Origin of the sequence: Vibrio sp. FF145 (assembly GCF_041439075.1) — a bacterium.
Taxonomy (GTDB): domain Bacteria; phylum Pseudomonadota; class Gammaproteobacteria; order Enterobacterales; family Vibrionaceae; genus Vibrio; species Vibrio tasmaniensis_A.
On the sequence record NZ_JBGONH010000022.1, the window covers coordinates 56,604 to 71,581 of the forward strand.

15 protein-coding genes and 1 riboswitch are annotated in these 14,978 nt (G+C 45.0%); of the genes, 9 read left to right on the plus strand and 6 right to left on the minus strand.

All coding sequences use genetic code 11. The features are described 5' to 3' along the window. From lptB to mgtE, 7 genes are all read left to right on the plus strand, one after another. Positions 1-726, plus strand: a complete 726-nt coding sequence (gene lptB / locus ACED42_RS10345; protein WP_009847740.1) for an LPS export ABC transporter ATP-binding protein — start codon at positions 1-3, stop codon at positions 724-726. A 54-nt stretch (positions 727-780) separates the two neighbouring features. Continuing rightward, entirely contained in the window at positions 781-2,241 is a 1,461-nt protein-coding gene (locus tag ACED42_RS10350; protein WP_009847741.1) for an RNA polymerase factor sigma-54, read from the plus strand. Positions 2,242-2,331: 90 nt separating this feature from the next. Further along, on the plus strand, positions 2,332-2,619 hold the full coding sequence (gene hpf / locus ACED42_RS10355) for a ribosome hibernation promoting factor (RefSeq protein WP_009847742.1): 288 nt from the start codon (positions 2,332-2,334) through the stop codon (positions 2,617-2,619). Position 2,620: 1 nt separating this feature from the next. Beyond that, positions 2,621-3,079 (plus strand): PTS IIA-like nitrogen regulatory protein PtsN, encoded by a 459-nt coding sequence (gene ptsN / locus ACED42_RS10360; RefSeq protein ID WP_371702479.1) that lies wholly within the window; start codon positions 2,621-2,623, stop codon positions 3,077-3,079. Positions 3,080-3,083: 4 nt separating this feature from the next. Beyond that, the gene (rapZ, locus tag ACED42_RS10365) at positions 3,084-3,953 is read left to right on the plus strand and encodes an RNase adapter RapZ (protein ID WP_371702481.1); all 870 of its coding nucleotides are present in this window, start codon (positions 3,084-3,086) and stop codon (positions 3,951-3,953) included. A 2-nt stretch (positions 3,954-3,955) separates the two neighbouring features. Then, a complete protein-coding gene (locus ACED42_RS10370) occupies positions 3,956-4,231 on the plus strand; it encodes an HPr family phosphocarrier protein (protein WP_009847745.1) in 276 nt (91 codons plus the stop codon). Between the two features lie 148 nt (positions 4,232-4,379). Next, positions 4,380-5,735 (plus strand): magnesium transporter, encoded by a 1,356-nt coding sequence (mgtE, locus tag ACED42_RS10375; protein WP_012604872.1) that lies wholly within the window; start codon positions 4,380-4,382, stop codon positions 5,733-5,735. A gap of 97 nt (positions 5,736-5,832) precedes the next feature. Here the strand turns inward: mgtE and pmbA are convergent, their stop codons facing one another. Next, on the minus strand, positions 5,833-7,176 hold the full coding sequence (gene pmbA, locus ACED42_RS10380; protein WP_017058910.1) for a metalloprotease PmbA: 1,344 nt from the start codon (positions 7,174-7,176) through the stop codon (positions 5,833-5,835). 118 nt (positions 7,177-7,294) lie between these two features. Between pmbA and yjgA the strand changes: the two genes are divergently transcribed. After that, positions 7,295-7,819: a ribosome biogenesis factor YjgA gene (yjgA, locus tag ACED42_RS10385; protein WP_009847748.1), complete on the plus strand. Its 525-nt coding sequence runs from the start codon at positions 7,295-7,297 to the stop codon at positions 7,817-7,819. A gap of 109 nt (positions 7,820-7,928) precedes the next feature. Here the strand turns inward: yjgA and thiQ are convergent, their stop codons facing one another. From thiQ to mpl, 5 genes are all read right to left on the minus strand, one after another. Further along, entirely contained in the window at positions 7,929-8,633 is a 705-nt protein-coding gene (gene thiQ, locus ACED42_RS10390) for a thiamine ABC transporter ATP-binding protein (RefSeq protein WP_009847749.1), read from the minus strand. Beyond that, positions 8,633-10,246, minus strand: a complete 1,614-nt coding sequence (gene thiP, locus ACED42_RS10395; RefSeq protein ID WP_371702483.1) for a thiamine/thiamine pyrophosphate ABC transporter permease ThiP — start codon at positions 10,244-10,246, stop codon at positions 8,633-8,635. The genes thiQ and thiP overlap by 1 nt, the downstream gene beginning before the upstream one ends. 137 nt (positions 10,247-10,383) lie before the next feature. After that, complete coding sequence (gene thiB / locus ACED42_RS10400) at positions 10,384-11,376, minus strand: thiamine ABC transporter substrate binding subunit (protein WP_009847751.1); 993 nt, start codon at positions 11,374-11,376, stop codon at positions 10,384-10,386. 53 nt (positions 11,377-11,429) lie between these two features. After that, a riboswitch (TPP riboswitch) is annotated at positions 11,430-11,549 on the minus strand. A 43-nt stretch (positions 11,550-11,592) separates the two neighbouring features. Next, positions 11,593-12,216, minus strand: a complete 624-nt coding sequence (locus tag ACED42_RS10405) for a flavin prenyltransferase UbiX (RefSeq protein ID WP_009847752.1) — start codon at positions 12,214-12,216, stop codon at positions 11,593-11,595. A gap of 37 nt (positions 12,217-12,253) precedes the next feature. Beyond that, entirely contained in the window at positions 12,254-13,612 is a 1,359-nt protein-coding gene (mpl, locus tag ACED42_RS10410) for a UDP-N-acetylmuramate:L-alanyl-gamma-D-glutamyl-meso-diaminopimelate ligase (protein ID WP_371702485.1), read from the minus strand. A 268-nt stretch (positions 13,613-13,880) separates the two neighbouring features. Here mpl and fbp point away from each other — a divergent pair, with 268 nt between their 5' ends. Next, positions 13,881-14,891, plus strand: coding sequence for a class 1 fructose-bisphosphatase (gene fbp / locus ACED42_RS10415; RefSeq protein WP_009847754.1), 1,011 nt, complete (start codon positions 13,881-13,883; stop codon positions 14,889-14,891). Positions 14,892-14,978: the final 87 nt, after the last annotated feature.

The window sequence follows — 14,978 nt, forward strand, 5'->3', positions numbered from 1 at the left end:
ATGGCAGTCCTTACAGCAAAGAACCTAGCGAAGACCTACGGAAAACGTAAAGTTGTAACAGACGTAAGCTTGCAAGTAGAGTCAGGTCAGATCGTCGGGCTACTTGGCCCAAACGGTGCAGGTAAAACCACCTCTTTCTATATGATAGTGGGCCTGGTTGCGCGTGATGAAGGTACTATCAGCATTGACGACCGAGACATCAGTATCTTACCAATGCACAGTCGTTCTCGTCTTGGTATCGGTTACCTTCCTCAAGAAGCATCCATTTTTCGTAAATTGTCAGTTGAAGACAACATCATGGCTGTTTTGCAAACGCGCGATGAGATGACTAACGCGCAACGTCAAGACAAGCTGGAAGATCTTCTCGAAGAGTTCCACATCCAACATATTCGAGCGAGTAATGGTATGGCTTTGTCAGGTGGTGAGCGTCGCCGTGTTGAGATTGCTCGTGCGCTAGCAGCAAACCCTCAGTTCATTCTTCTGGACGAACCTTTTGCCGGTGTTGACCCTATATCGGTTATCGATATCAAAAAAATCATTGTTCACTTACGCGATCGCGGCTTAGGCGTTTTGATTACCGACCACAACGTTCGTGAAACATTAGACGTGTGTGAAAAAGCTTACATCGTAAGTCAAGGGCATCTAATAGCTGAGGGAACTCCTGAAGATGTTCTCAATAACGAACAAGTTAAACAAGTTTATCTAGGCGAACAATTCCGTCTATGATTAGATAGAGAGTATCGAGAGTTCTTAGAATAATAACTAGGTAAGTAACACTGAATGAAACCCTCATTACAACTTAAGCTAGGCCAACAGTTAGCAATGACTCCTCAATTGCAACAAGCGATTCGTTTGTTGCAATTGTCTACTTTGGATTTGCAACAAGAGATTCAAGAAGCACTTGAATCGAACCCACTACTCGATGTCGAAGACGGCAATGAAGATACGCCAACATCGGAAGAAAAACCTAGCAGTGACGAGAAAGAAACAGTTGAAACAGTTGAACAAGACTTACCTGATAGCTCCGATTTGATCGAAAAATCAGAGATCGGCAACGAACTAGAAATCGATACAACTTGGGAAGACGTTTACAGCGCAAACACAGGTAACACTGGCATTGCGATTGATGACGACATGCCCGTTTATCAAGGCGAAACCACACAAAGTCTATACGATTACCTGCTCTGGCAACTCGATTTAACACCATTCACTGAAACTGACCGCAGCATAGCTTTTGCGCTAATTGATGCTATCGATGACCGCGGTTACCTGACCGTATCTTGTGAAGACATCCTTGAGAACTTCGACAACGAAGAGATCGAGCTTGATGAAATTGAAGCCGTTCGTAAACGAATTCAGCAGTTTGATCCGCTAGGTGTCGGTTCTGTGAATCTGCAAGATTGCTTGTTACTGCAATTGGCGACCTTCCCACAAGATACCCCTTGGCTTAACGAAGCTAAGTTAGTACTTACTAGCCATATAGACCAACTCGGCAATCGCGATTATAAACTGGTTATCAAAGAGACTAAGTTGAAAGAAGCGGAACTACGCGAAGTTTTGCAATTAATCCAACAGCTGGACCCTCGCCCTGGCAGTAAGATCACGCCAGACGAAACCGAGTATGTGGTTCCTGACGTATCCGTCTTCAAAGAGCTTGGGAAATGGTTGGTCACCATCAATCCAGATAGCGTGCCAAAACTAAAAGTGAATCAACAATATGCGGCCCTTAGTAGCAAAGGCAGTAGCGCTGACAACCAATTTATCCGCTCAAATTTGCAAGAAGCAAAATGGCTAATTAAAAGCCTAGAGAGCCGAAATGAAACGCTACTAAAAGTCGCTCGGTGTATTGTTGAACATCAACGCGGTTTCTTCGAACATGGCGCAGAAGCCATGAAGCCGATGGTATTGAATGATGTGGCTTTGGCTGTTGATATGCACGAATCCACGATCTCTCGTGTGACGACTCAAAAATTCATGCACACACCGCGTGGCATCTTCGAACTCAAGTACTTTTTCTCAAGCCATGTCAGCACTGACAATGGCGGTGAATGTTCATCTACAGCAATTCGCGCACTCATTAAGAAGCTTGTCGCAGCGGAAAATACCGCAAAGCCTCTAAGTGATAGTAAGATTGCTGCTTTACTGGCTGACCAAGGAATTCAGGTAGCTAGACGTACCATAGCGAAATACCGTGAATCTCTGGGCATTGCCCCATCGAGTCAGCGTAAACGCCTGCTATAAACTAAAGTAGTTAGCTCTTTATTCATTAACGATTGATTAGTTAACTATTAATTTAGTTGTAACCTGGCAACCAACTGAAAAGGAAAGTCTATGCAAATCAATATTCAAGGCCATCACGTTGATCTTACCGATTCAATGCAAGACTATGTTCACACCAAATTCGACAAACTTGAGCGCTTCTTTGATCATATCAATAGTGTTCAAGTTGTTTTAAAAGTTGAGAAAATCAATCAAATCGCAGAAGCTACCCTGCATATAAATCAAGGGGAAATTCATGCGACAGCAACAGATGAAAGCATGTATGCCGCGATTGATTCATTGGTTGATAAACTTGTTCGCCAACTCAACAAGCACAAAGAAAAACTAAGTAGTCACTAACATGCAATTAAGCGAAGTACTTTCATTGGACTGCACTAAAAGTGCAGTCCAATGCACAAGCAAAAAAAGAGCCCTTGAGCTGATCAGTCAAATCGCAGCAGAAAGCTGCGGTCAAGATTCAACAGAACTGTTTGAGTGCATGCTGAGCCGTGAAAAAATGGGCAGTACAGGTATCGGTAACGGTATCGCGATTCCCCATGCACGCATGAATGTCAGTAATAAAGCGATTGCTGTATTAATACAATGCCAAGACCCAATCGAATTTGATGCTATCGATAACCGCCCAGTTGATCTACTGTTTGCTCTACTTGTTCCTAGTGAACAATGTAAAGAGCATCTGAAAACCCTTTCTTGTATGGCAGAGCGACTTAACGACAAGCAGACTCTTAAACAGTTGCGTAATGCTCAAAGCGATCAAGAGCTTTACGACATCATGATTCAAGTGCCAACTTGCGAGTAATAACATGCGATTAATCGTTGTTAGTGGCCAGTCAGGAGCCGGGAAAAGTGTTGCGCTACGAGTTCTTGAAGACTTGGGGTATTACTGTGTTGATAACCTACCAGTAAACCTGCTCAACGATTTCGTCGAATCGGTACGCGAGATCAATCAAAACGTCGCTGTTAGCATTGATATTCGTAACCTACCAAAAGAGCCTCAGTTAGTTACAGAAACGCTAGACCAGCTAGAAGCCGCCACAGATATAGACCTAAACGTCTTATTTCTAGATGCGAGTAAACAGACGCTACTCAAGCGCTACAGCGAAACACGCAGAATTCATCCTTTATCGATCGGCCAAGAAAAACTCTCTCTTGAACAAGCTATTGATTTAGAAAAAACACTTCTGACTCCTCTTGTAGAGCAAGCCAGCATTGTGATTGATAGCAGTGACTGTAACCTCTACGAATTGAGTGAACAGGTTCGTTTCAAAGTTGAGGGCAAAGAAAAACAAGAACTCATTATCGTTTTTCAGTCTTTCGGCTTTAAGTTCGGCCTACCAAGTGATGCCGATTATGTGTTTGATGTTCGATTTCTGCCAAACCCTCACTGGGAACCGGTACTACGACCATTGACGGGACTTGATGCACCAATTCACTCTTTCCTAGAGAAACACGCTGAAGTTCTTGAACTCAAGCAACAAATTCAAGGCTTTGTTGAGCAGTGGTTACCCATGTTAGAGAAGAATAATCGCAGTTACCTAACAGTCGCGATTGGTTGCACTGGCGGCAAACACCGCTCAGTTTATCTAACTCAGAAAATTGGTGAATACTTCGAACAACTCGGTCATCAAGTTCAAATCAGACATGCCTCCCTAGAGAAGCACCAACAGGGCTAACCATGGAATTAACTCGAACTGTACTGATCCAAAATCGCTTGGGTCTTCACGCTAGAGCAGCCGTAAAATTGGTTGAGCTTGCCCAAAGTTTTGATGCAACTATCACTATCCATAGCGAAGAAGATAAAATCGCAACTGCAGACAGTGTGATGGGGTTGCTTATGCTGGAATCAGCGCAAGGGCAACACATCACGATCCAAGCTACAGGCACCGATTCACAACAAGCACTTGATGCTGTTTGCCACCTCATTGAAGACAAGTTTGATGAAGGTGAGTAGCGAAAACGAGTCACTCACAACACTGAAGACTCAAACTTCGAACCAACCAGTATTAAATCTTAGTTCTAGCTAAGTTTATGATTTAAATAAGCCCCAGAATTAAGTTACTATTCCAAGCATTGTTAGAATAATGAAATAGGAGGAAAATATGGCAGAGCAATTAGAATTCGACCAAGCTCACCAAACCCTCCAAGAAGTCAGCGAAGCCCTAGAAAACGGCCGATTTGTTCACGTACGTCGACAACTTCAGGACATGGAACCTGAAGATATTGCACACCTTTTAGAAGCCTCCCCTCGCAAAAGTCGTGACGTACTCTGGCAACTCACCGATCCAGAAGACTACGGTGAAATTCTTGATGAACTAAACGAAGACGTCAAAGATGCGCTTGTGTCGAAAATGGCACCAGAAACCTTGGCAGAAGCAACAGAAGGTATGGAAACCGATGACGTCGCGTACGTACTTCGAAGCCTACCCGACGATGTTTCTCGCGAAGTCCTTTCTCAAATGGACTCAGTTGATCGTGCATTAGTAGAAACCGCCCTTTCGTACCCAGAAGATTCAGCGGGTGCGATCATGAATACCGACGTAATCACGATTCGTGGCGACGTCGATGTCGACGTTGTATTGCGCTATATGCGTATGCGTGGCGAATTGCCCGACGCAACCGATGCTCTGTATGTTATTGATGAAGAAGAACGTCTGATCGGTAACCTATCGCTTACCACACTAGTAACGACTCAGCCCGATGTTCCGGTTTCCGAAGTGATGGAAGATGCTGACGAAGCGATCGCGGTTGAAACCAGTGCTTCCGATATTGCCAGCCTGTTCGAACGTCGTAATTGGGTTTCTGCACCCGTTGTTGATAGTAACCAGCATCTTGTTGGTCGAATCACTATCGATGACGTGGTTGATGTTATCCGTGAAGACGCCGAGCACTCAATGATGAGCATGGCGGGTATGGACGATGACGAAGATACCTTCGCTCCAGTCGTAAAATCTGCTCGTCGTCGTAGTGTCTGGTTGGGTGCTAACGTACTCGCAGCACTTGCTGCTGCATCTGTATCCAATATGTTTGAAGCAACACTCGACCAAATGGCAGCAATTGCGGTTCTAATGACTATCGTACCTTCAATGGGCGGGGTTGCTGGTAACCAAACCGTTGCGCTTGTGATTCGTGGTTTAGCTCTCGGTCATATCGGTGACAGTAACAAACGCGAACTACTACTCAAAGAGGCGGCCATCGGCTTCCTAAACGGCGTGTTATGGGCTGTTATCATTGGCGGTATAGTGGTTGCTTGGAAAGGTAACTGGATACTGGGAGGCATCATCTCAGCTGCAATGATGACCAACTTGATTGTCGCTGGTATCGCCGGTGTAACCATCCCAGTAATGCTGAAAAAGATGAATATCGATCCAGCACTTGCGGGCGGTATGGCTCTGACCACAGTAACCGATGTTATTGGCCTATCGGTGTTCTTAGGCTTAGCAACCATACTGATCTAGTTATCATGAGTAGCTAGCGAATTTTTGGCGAAATACAGAAAACAAAAAGGGAGCCATCGGCTCCCTTTTTTAATTCATCATATTGGCGCTAACTTAATTACTCACCCGCGACTTTCATCGACTCAAGCAAGATAGAACCGGTTTGAATTTGTGAACGAGTTTCAACGTCGTTACCTACCGCTACAATCTGAGTGAACATGTCTTTTAGGTTACCCGCGATCGTCACTTCAGATACTGGGTATTGGATTTCTCCATTCTCAACCCAGAAACCTGCTGCGCCACGTGAATAATCACCTGTCACGGTATTAACGCCTTGACCCATTACTTCAGTCACAAGGAAGCCGGTGCCTAGCTCTTTTAGCATCTGCTCAAAGTTTTGACCCGTTGATTTAACAAACCAGTTATGAATACCACCCGCATGACCTGTTGGTGTCATATCCATTTTACGTGCGGCATAACTGGTTAGCAGGTAAGTTGCTAACACACCATCAGTGATGATTTCACGATCTTGAGTGAACACACCTTCGCTATCGAATGGGCTTGAAGCCAAACCACGTAAGATATGAGGGCGCTCAGAAATGTTAAACCAGTCAGGTAAAATTTTCTGACCTAGGTGATCCAATAAGAACGATGACTTACGGTATAGGTTACCACCACTGATCGCCATCACAAGGTGGCCAATCAAGCCAGTAGCGACATCGTTAGCGAACATTATTGGGTATTGGCCTGTTGGTAGCTTTTTCGCATCCAAACGGCTAATGGTCTTTTCTGCTGCTTCTTGACCTACGCGCTCAGGCGTCCATAGCTCATCACGGTGACGTGCAACGGTGTAGCTGTAGTCTCGCTCCATCTCACCGTTAGCGCCTTGTCCAATCACACAGCAGCTCGTGCTATGGCGACTTGAAGCGTAGCTGGCTAGTAAGCCATGGCTGTTACCATAAACCTTAACGCCATAATGGCTGTCGTAGCTTGCGCCATCACTCTGTTTGATCTTGTCGCTATAAGCTAACGCTTGCTTCTCAGCTGCAATCGCAATCTCAGCGGCATAGTCAGGGTTTGGTTCATCAGGGTGGAAAAGATCCAAGTCTGGAATTTCTTTTACCATGTATTCTTTTGCTGCAGGCCCAGCAAACGGGTCTTCAGAAGTGTACTGAGCTATATCAAGCGCAGCCGCGACTGTTTGAGCAATGGCCTTCTCACTCAGATCAGATGTAGATGCGCTGCCTTTTTTCTGACCGCGGTAAACAGTAATACCTAGAGCACCATCACTATTAAATTCAACGTTTTCCACTTCACACATACGTGTTGAAACACTTAAACCCGTTGACTTAGTAATAGCAACCTCAGCGGCGTCTGCACTCACTGATGCCATATCCAACGCTTTAGCTACTGCGGCTTCTAGCTCAACTCGTTGTTGGGCGACTTGCTGTTTTACATCCATATCTATTCTAATTTTTTAGGTCAATATTACGTAGGATAACAAGAATTTCGCTTTCTCCCCAAGATTCTTGCTAAAATAGGCAATATATTCGTTTGAGATAGTGACATAGGCAGAAAAGATGGCTCGCAAAAACCAAAAAGCCCCATGGGAACCAGAAGAAGAAATCATCTGGGTAAGTAAGACAGAAATGAAAACGGACATGGACGCCCTGCAAAAGCTGGGAGAAGAGCTTGTTGACCTAAAGCCTTCTGTATTAGACAAATTTCCGCTGTCTGAAGATTTGGCACAAGCGATTAAAGATGCACAACGCTTTAAAAATGAAGCGAAGCGCCGTCAACTTCAATACATTGGTAAAGTAATGCGCAGTGTCGATCCAGAGCCAATTCAAGCGGCTTTAGATAAGATTCGCAACAAACACTCTCAAGCAACAGTTGAACTGCACAAACTAGAACAACTGCGTGATCGTGTTGTTGCAGAAGGCGATGCGGCCATTTCAGATGTTATGGAAATGTACCCGGAAGCTGACCGTCAACGTCTTCGTCAGCTCGCTCGTCAAGCTAACAAAGAGAAAGCGGCAAATAAACCGGCTAAGTCTTCTCGTGAAATATTCCAAATCTTAAAAGAGCTAAAGCTAGGCGACTAATCTTCGCCGCCCTTCAATCAGAAAGATAATAAAAGACCTAGCGCATGCTAGGTCTTTTTGTTTTTGACGCACTCAATATTACGAAATACTCACAGGAGTGAAAAAATTATCATTCACCCGCTTTAACAAACGAGCTTAGCTCTTGCTGTGGATGTTCAGCCGTCAGTGTCTCTATCGAGTCTGCAACCAACACCTTACCTAGCGCTACAAAAACGAACTTATTTGCGATACTGCGTGCATCTCCTAAATGGTGAGTAACCATCAATACCGTAATGTTTCGCTCGGCGGCTAATCGCCTAACAAGGTTAAGCATTTCCTCACGAAGCAAAGGGTCAAGCGCAGAGAAAGGCTCATCAAGCAACCAAATATCATGAGGCTGAACAAAGCATCGAGCTAACGCGACACGCTGACGTTGACCGCCCGATAAGTGCTCAGGCAATCTATCTAAATACTCAGCGACACCCACTTGTGCAGCGGCCTGTTCGACTTCGTGCTTTTGGGTTGCCGTAAGCTTTAACCCTGGATGCAAGCCTAAGCCAATATTTTCACGTACGGTGAGATGGGCAAACAAATTATGCTCTTGAAACAACATCGCTAATGGACGCTGATGTGCTTCTTTGCCAATCAGTGATTGTCCCGCTACAGAGATCTCACCCGAAGTGGGCTCAATAAACCCAGCAACCAGTGCCAACAGCGTTGATTTACCTGCGCCACTTGGCCCCATCAGCGCAACAATATCGCCCTGCTCAGCTTGAAAATCAAAGCAAAACAACTCTCTGTGATAGTGGTAGTCTACATCTTTCATCACTAACATCATCGGTTCCTCAATTCTTTAGCATCGAGCTTAGATCTTCGAGTAAATAAAAATTCAATCAGGCTAAAGCTGCCAACACTCAGTAACAGTAAGCTCACGGAAACCACAGCTGCGGCTTCCATTTGATAGCTGCCTAATAATTGGAATAGGTACAAGGGCAGAGTTCTAAAATCTTGGCTACCAAACAAAGCAATCGCGCTTAAGTCACCCATTGCTAACATAAAGCTGATCGAAAAGGCTTGTGCCATCGGTTTACGCAATGCGCGCCACTCCACTAGCCTAAAACGCGTGAAACCAGTCATTCCCAAACTTGCGCACACATACTGATACTGCTGAGACAAATGCAGCATAGGTTGAGCCAAGGTTTTAATTACGTAAGGAAGCGCCATTAAACTGTTTACTGCAATCACGATAAAGAAAGCTAAGCTGAAAACATCGGTGAATGAACGCAGTAATAAGAAGAGACCCGTACTGATCACAAGCCCGGGAGTAACTAAGATAATAGTGCCAATCAGCTCGATTTTATCTGCTCGAAAACTCTTATTCTGTAAGCGCCATGCTCGACTAGTCAGCAGTATTGCGATACCAATACCAACCGCGATAACACTTGCTAATGACGCGACTTTAACCGAGGTCATTAACGCAGCCCAAAACGGCTCGCTGCTCAGTACGATTAATGCCTGCGAGTTAATGCCACTGACGATAACCATAGCTAATGGCGGCAATACCAGCATTGAGACGGTGATGATCCAAAAGCTATCCCAAGCTTTTGACCACCAGCTGTCCTTAACCAAATATTTCTCTTCCGACAATTGACTGGCTGTCACTGAAATAGGTTTCGATAGGCGTTGAATGCTCACAGCTAGCACACCACACAGCAGTATTTGCCATATCGCGAGCAAGGCACCAGCCTGCAGGTCAAAATCGAATTTAATCGCCTGATAAATAGCGAGTTCGATAGTGGTTGATTTAGGTCCTCCGCCTAGTGCCATCACGGTAGCAAAGCTGGTAAAACACAGCATGAAGACCAAACCACACACATGTGGCAGTTGCTGTCTTAAACGAGGCCATTCAACCCATCTGAATTTGTTCCAATGACTCATACCCAAATGAGCACAAAGCTTATGCTGCTCGGCAGGTACGGTATCTAAAGCTTGTAAAAGTAAACGGCTAGCATAAGGCAGGTTAAAGAAGACATGTGCGAGTAAAATACCATTCAACCCATAGATCGAGAATGGCAGTTTAATATCGAAGTTCGCCAGAAATTTAGCTAACCAACCACTGTTACCATAAATAGCTAGCAAACCAAATACGCCAACTAATACGGGTAAAACCAAGGTCGAAGCAAACAGCCTTAACAACAAGGCCCGTCCAAAAAATTGTCTGCGACACAGAGCATGAGCAATAGGTATAGCAAAGCCAACACTCAGCACCGTTGAGAGTGTCGCTTGATAGAAACTGAATTTCGTTACATGCCAATAGTAAGGATCGGACCATACTTGGCTGATATCAAGAGAAGGGGCATTGCTAAGCAATGCCCCAACTGCTGAAACCACGAAGGCGGTAATGAGTATCGCAACCCAAACCCCGACCTTAGGTGTTTTCTTTATCATAAATTGATTTTTTACCGTAAATGGTTCACTCCAAACATAACGAATGAACCTTTAAATACAGAAAGCTAGTTTTTTAAAAGTACGTTAGAAAACTCATGTTCCTAAATAGTAAGTTAAAAAGTAAGTTAAAAAGTAAGTTAAAAAGTAAGTGCACTCTGCCATTCACGAATCCAAGGCTTACGCTTCTCGGCGATCTCTTCTGGTGTGAAGCTTAGCGCTTTCTGAGGAACCGTAAGTTGCTCGAACCCTTTTGGTAGCTCAACATCGGTCACTGGGTACATCCAGTTGCCAGTAGGCATCGCCGATTGGAACTCATCACTTAAGATAAATGCCATAAACTCATCGGCAAGCTTTTCGTTCTTGCTACCTTTAACCTTCGCTGCCACTTCCACTTGAGTGTAATGACCTTCTTCAAAGCTTGCAGCTGCGTACTTAGAATCACTTTCTGCAATGATGTGATAAGCAGGAGAAGTTGTGTAAGACAACACTAAATCAGACTCGCCTTCTAGGAACATAGAGTAAGCTTCAGACCAGCCTTTAGTCACAGTCACCGTTTTCTGAGCAAGCTTCTTCCATGCTGCAGTTGCTTCATCACCGTAAACCGACTTCATCCATAGCATCATGCCTTGGCCTGGTGTTGATGTACGTGGATCTTGATAGATAACCTTAAGATCGTCACGTTGCTCAACCAGTTCTTTCAGGCTCTTTGGCGGGTTTGCTAGCTTCTCTTTGTTATAGATAAACGCAAAGTAACCAAAATCATAAGGAACAAAGGTACTGTCGTTCCAACCATTAGGAAGCGTCACAGATGATGTATCAACACTGTGCTCAGCCAATAAGCCCGTAGATTTCGCTTCAGCCATGAGATTATTATCTAGGCCTAAAATGATGTCAGCTTTGCTGTTGCCACCTTCAAGACGTAAGCGGTTTAGAATAGACACACCATCTTCTAACGCGACAAAATTCACATCACAACCACACTTTTCTTCGAATGCTTTTTCAACGGCAGGACGAGGGCCCCAATCCGCAGCAAAAGAGTCGTAAGTGTAAACCGTTAAGGTGTTGTCTGCAGCGAAGGCAGAAAAAGAGATGGCTGTAGTAACAGCAAGAGTTGTTAATGTTAATTTCACTGGACGCTCTCCATGGTCTGAGCGGCACAGGTTTGAGGGAGGAGAACGGTAGAGGTTGTTCCTAACTCAATTCCTACGCCAGCATTATCTGGTTCAGGTTTACGGGTCCCAAGTGTCTGCTTGATCTCAGCTCGCATTCATTATTTGAATGGTTCGCTCCCCGATGAGTGTTCAGGATTGTAATTTGATTTTTAACAATAAGCCATCAAGTTTGGATCAATTACGTTGATCGTACCCCCAACGTGGCACTAAACCTTGCTCGATACCAAGGTGATCAAGAATACGTGCCACCATAAAGTCGACCAGGTCTTCAATCGACTTAGGTTGATGATAAAAACCCGGAGCTGCAGGCATAATCGTCACGCCCATGGTCGAGAGTTTGTGCATATTCTCTAAATGCAACGTAGAAAATGGCGTCTCACGAACCACCAACAACAACTGTCCTCGCTCTTTCATAACCACGTCGGCTGCACGCTCGATCAAGTTATCTGATAGGCCATGAGCAATCGATGCCAAGCTTCCTGCAGAGCATGGACACACCACCATCTGCTTCGGTGCTGCTGAACCAGAGGCAACCGGTGAGAACCAATCATCTTTGCCACACACCACCAGCTTTTCTGGATCGCAATCTAAATGCTTAACCAAAGCTTGTTTCGCAGCATCTGGCCCAGCAGGTAACTTAAGTTCATGCTCGGTCGCCAACACCACTCGTGCTGCCGATGATATCAGCAAGTAGACCTGATAATCGGCGGCCAAAAGGCATTCAAGTAAACGCAGGCCATAAGGCGCACCGGATGCGCCAGTGAAAGCCAGAGTTATCGCTTTATCGTGTTTTGTCATGTTCTCAATTACTTCAAATTATAAGGTCGTGGATGCGTTAGCCTTTGAGTGCCAATCCATCCAACAGTTTCTGGTGAATACCACCAAAGCCACCATTACTCATTACCAAGATTTGGTCACCCGCTTGTGCCTCAGAGACAATTTTAGCAACGAATGCATCCATGTCATCACTCACGTGCGCGGGTTGATGACACGCATCGGCCACGTCTTGAACAGACCAATCAATGTTATCGGGTTGGAATAAGTAAGTAGAATCCGCTTGCTTCAACGAATCAGCCAGCGTTTCTTTGTGCACTCCACGTTTCATCGTGGCAGAACGAGGCTCTAAAACGGCAATTATTTTTTTCGTGTCGACCTTATTACGTAAGCCGCCCAGCGTAAGTTCAATTGCCGTTGGGTGATGAGCAAAATCGTCATAGACAGAAACGCCTGCCACTTCGCCTTTAAACTCTAGACGACGTTTGGTGTTGATGAACTTCGCCAACGATTCACACGCTAAATCAGGTGTCACCCCTACATGTCGCGCAGCTGCAATCGCCATCAAAGCATTGTTGACGTTATGATCGCCAACCAAATCCCAGTCTACGGTTCCAACACATTCGCCTTGGAAGTTCACCTCAAATTTAGAGCCGTCTTTAACCAGCTTCTTGGCATCCCAATCACCGAGTTCACCACTCGACTCAGTTTCACTCCAGCAGCCACGAGATAACACATCTTGGATCGCGGTATCTTGCTTCGGTGAGAAAATACGGCCATTACTTGGCACAGTGCGAACCAAATGATGGAACTGACGCTTAATCGCCTCAAGATCATCGAAGATGTCAGCATGATCGAACTCGAGGTTATTCATTACCAAGGTTCTTGGGTGGTAGTGAACAAACTTAGATCGTTTATCAAAAAAAGCACTGTCGTATTCGTCAGCTTCGACCACGAAGAACATGCTTTCACCAAGGCGAGCAGAGATACCAAAGTTACCTAACACGCCGCCCACTAAGAAGCCAGGCGCATAGCCACAGTCTTCTAAAATCCAAGCCAGCATGCTCGATGTTGTTGTCTTGCCATGCGTTCCCGATACCGCTAATACCCAACGATCATGCAACAAGAACTCTTGCAACCATTGCGGGCCTGAGGTGTATCTAAGGTTGTTATCCAATACATACTCAACACACGGGTTGCCACGACTCATCGCATTACCAATCACCACGAGATCAGGCCTTGGTTCTAACTGGCTTGGGTTAAACCCTTCAATAATTTCAATCCCTTGAGACTCCAACAAAGTGCTCATTGGTGGGTAAACATTCGCGTCACTACCGGTAACCTTGTGACCTAATTGACGAGCCAATACCGCAGCACCTCCCATGAAGGTGCCACAAATTCCTAAGATATGAATATGCATAAATTGCTTCCAAACGCTTGGCTAAATGAACCATGTCTAAATCAAACTACTGCACTCATTATCATTAAATGGCGATTAAAAGCGAGTAGCAATGCAAAACAAATTTAGTCGACATAGTAAGTGAGATCTGCGTCGCTTAGTTCATTACCATTAAAAAGATCTAACCTTTAGAATTTAAGTAGGCGTCTAGGTGAATAAAGTCCGAGTAAGAGGCAAATTCTATAGTGCTCAAATCCCCCTAATATTGAGAGAAGTTTAAGGAAATAACATGTCTGAGATGCGCACCCTTGGTGAGTTCATTGTTGAGAAACAGAGTGACTTCCCCCATGCAAGCGGTGATCTATCATCCCTTTTGTCGTCTATTCGACTTGCTGCAAAAATTGTTAACCGTGAGATCAACAAGGCTGGTCTAGTCGACATCACTGGCGCTGTTGGTACAGACAACGTTCAAGGTGAAGAACAGCAAAAGCTAGACCTTTACGCGAACGACAAGTTTAAAGCGGCTCTAGAAGCTCGTGATCAAGTTTGTGGTGTTGCAAGTGAAGAAGAAGACGAAGCTGTCGCCTTCAATAAAGAGCTCAACAAAAACGCAAAATACGTCGTTCTGATGGACCCACTTGATGGTTCTTCAAACATCGATGTCAATGTATCTGTTGGGACAATCTTCTCTATCTACCGTCGAGTATCACCTGTTGGTACCCCACCAACACAAGAAGACTTCCTACAGCCAGGACACAAGCAAGTAGCCGCGGGGTACGTAATTTACGGCTCTTCAACTATGCTTGTTTACACAACTGGTGCAGGTGTAAATGGCTTCACCTACGACCCATCTCTGGGCACCTTCTGTCTGTCTCATGAAAATATGATGATCCCTGATGAAGGTAAGATTTATTCCATCAACGAAGGTAACTACATTCGCTTCCCTACGGGTGTTAAAAAGTACATCAAGTACTGCCAAGAAAATGAGCCAAGCGACAACCGCCCTTACACATCACGTTACATCGGTTCTCTAGTATCAGATTTCCACCGTAATCTTCTGAAAGGCGGTATCTACTTATACCCGAGTACGCAAAGCCACCCTCAGGGTAAACTGCGTCTGCTGTACGAGTGCAACCCAATAGCCTTCATCATGGAGCAAGCTGGCGGTATTGCCTCCGATGGCGCCCAACGCATCATGGATATAAAACCAACAGAACTGCACCAACGTGTGCCTTTCTTTGTCGGTTCTAAGAACATGGTGAAAAAAGTAGAAGAGTTCCTTGAACTTAACCGAGACTAACCGTCTCGCTTATTTTTCAAGTTAACGCCATTAAAAAAGGTTCATCGCGGCTTTCCGGGGAAAGCCGCTTTTATCTTCAAGAAGAAG

Excerpts from the sequence above, each read along its gene's own strand:
- mgtE (WP_012604872.1), top strand. The coding sequence starts at position 4,380 with ATGGCAGAGCAATTAGAATTCGACCAAGCTCACCAAACCCTCCAAGAA.
- mpl (WP_371702485.1), bottom strand. The coding sequence starts at position 13,612 with ATGCATATTCATATCTTAGGAATTTGTGGCACCTTCATGGGAGGTGCT.
- ACED42_RS10350 (WP_009847741.1), top strand. The coding sequence starts at position 781 with ATGAAACCCTCATTACAACTTAAGCTAGGCCAACAGTTAGCAATGACT.
- yjgA (WP_009847748.1), top strand. The coding sequence starts at position 7,295 with ATGGCTCGCAAAAACCAAAAAGCCCCATGGGAACCAGAAGAAGAAATC.
- thiP (WP_371702483.1), bottom strand. The coding sequence starts at position 10,246 with ATGATAAAGAAAACACCTAAGGTCGGGGTTTGGGTTGCGATACTCATT.
- ptsN (WP_371702479.1), top strand. The coding sequence starts at position 2,621 with ATGCAATTAAGCGAAGTACTTTCATTGGACTGCACTAAAAGTGCAGTC.
- thiQ (WP_009847749.1), bottom strand. The coding sequence starts at position 8,633 with ATGTTAGTGATGAAAGATGTAGACTACCACTATCACAGAGAGTTGTTT.
- rapZ (WP_371702481.1), top strand. The coding sequence starts at position 3,084 with ATGCGATTAATCGTTGTTAGTGGCCAGTCAGGAGCCGGGAAAAGTGTT.
- pmbA (WP_017058910.1), bottom strand. The coding sequence starts at position 7,176 with ATGGATGTAAAACAGCAAGTCGCCCAACAACGAGTTGAGCTAGAAGCC.
- ACED42_RS10405 (WP_009847752.1), bottom strand. The coding sequence starts at position 12,216 with ATGACAAAACACGATAAAGCGATAACTCTGGCTTTCACTGGCGCATCC.
- lptB (WP_009847740.1), top strand. The coding sequence starts at position 1 with ATGGCAGTCCTTACAGCAAAGAACCTAGCGAAGACCTACGGAAAACGT.
- fbp (WP_009847754.1), top strand. The coding sequence starts at position 13,881 with ATGTCTGAGATGCGCACCCTTGGTGAGTTCATTGTTGAGAAACAGAGT.
- ACED42_RS10370 (WP_009847745.1), top strand. The coding sequence starts at position 3,956 with ATGGAATTAACTCGAACTGTACTGATCCAAAATCGCTTGGGTCTTCAC.
- hpf (WP_009847742.1), top strand. The coding sequence starts at position 2,332 with ATGCAAATCAATATTCAAGGCCATCACGTTGATCTTACCGATTCAATG.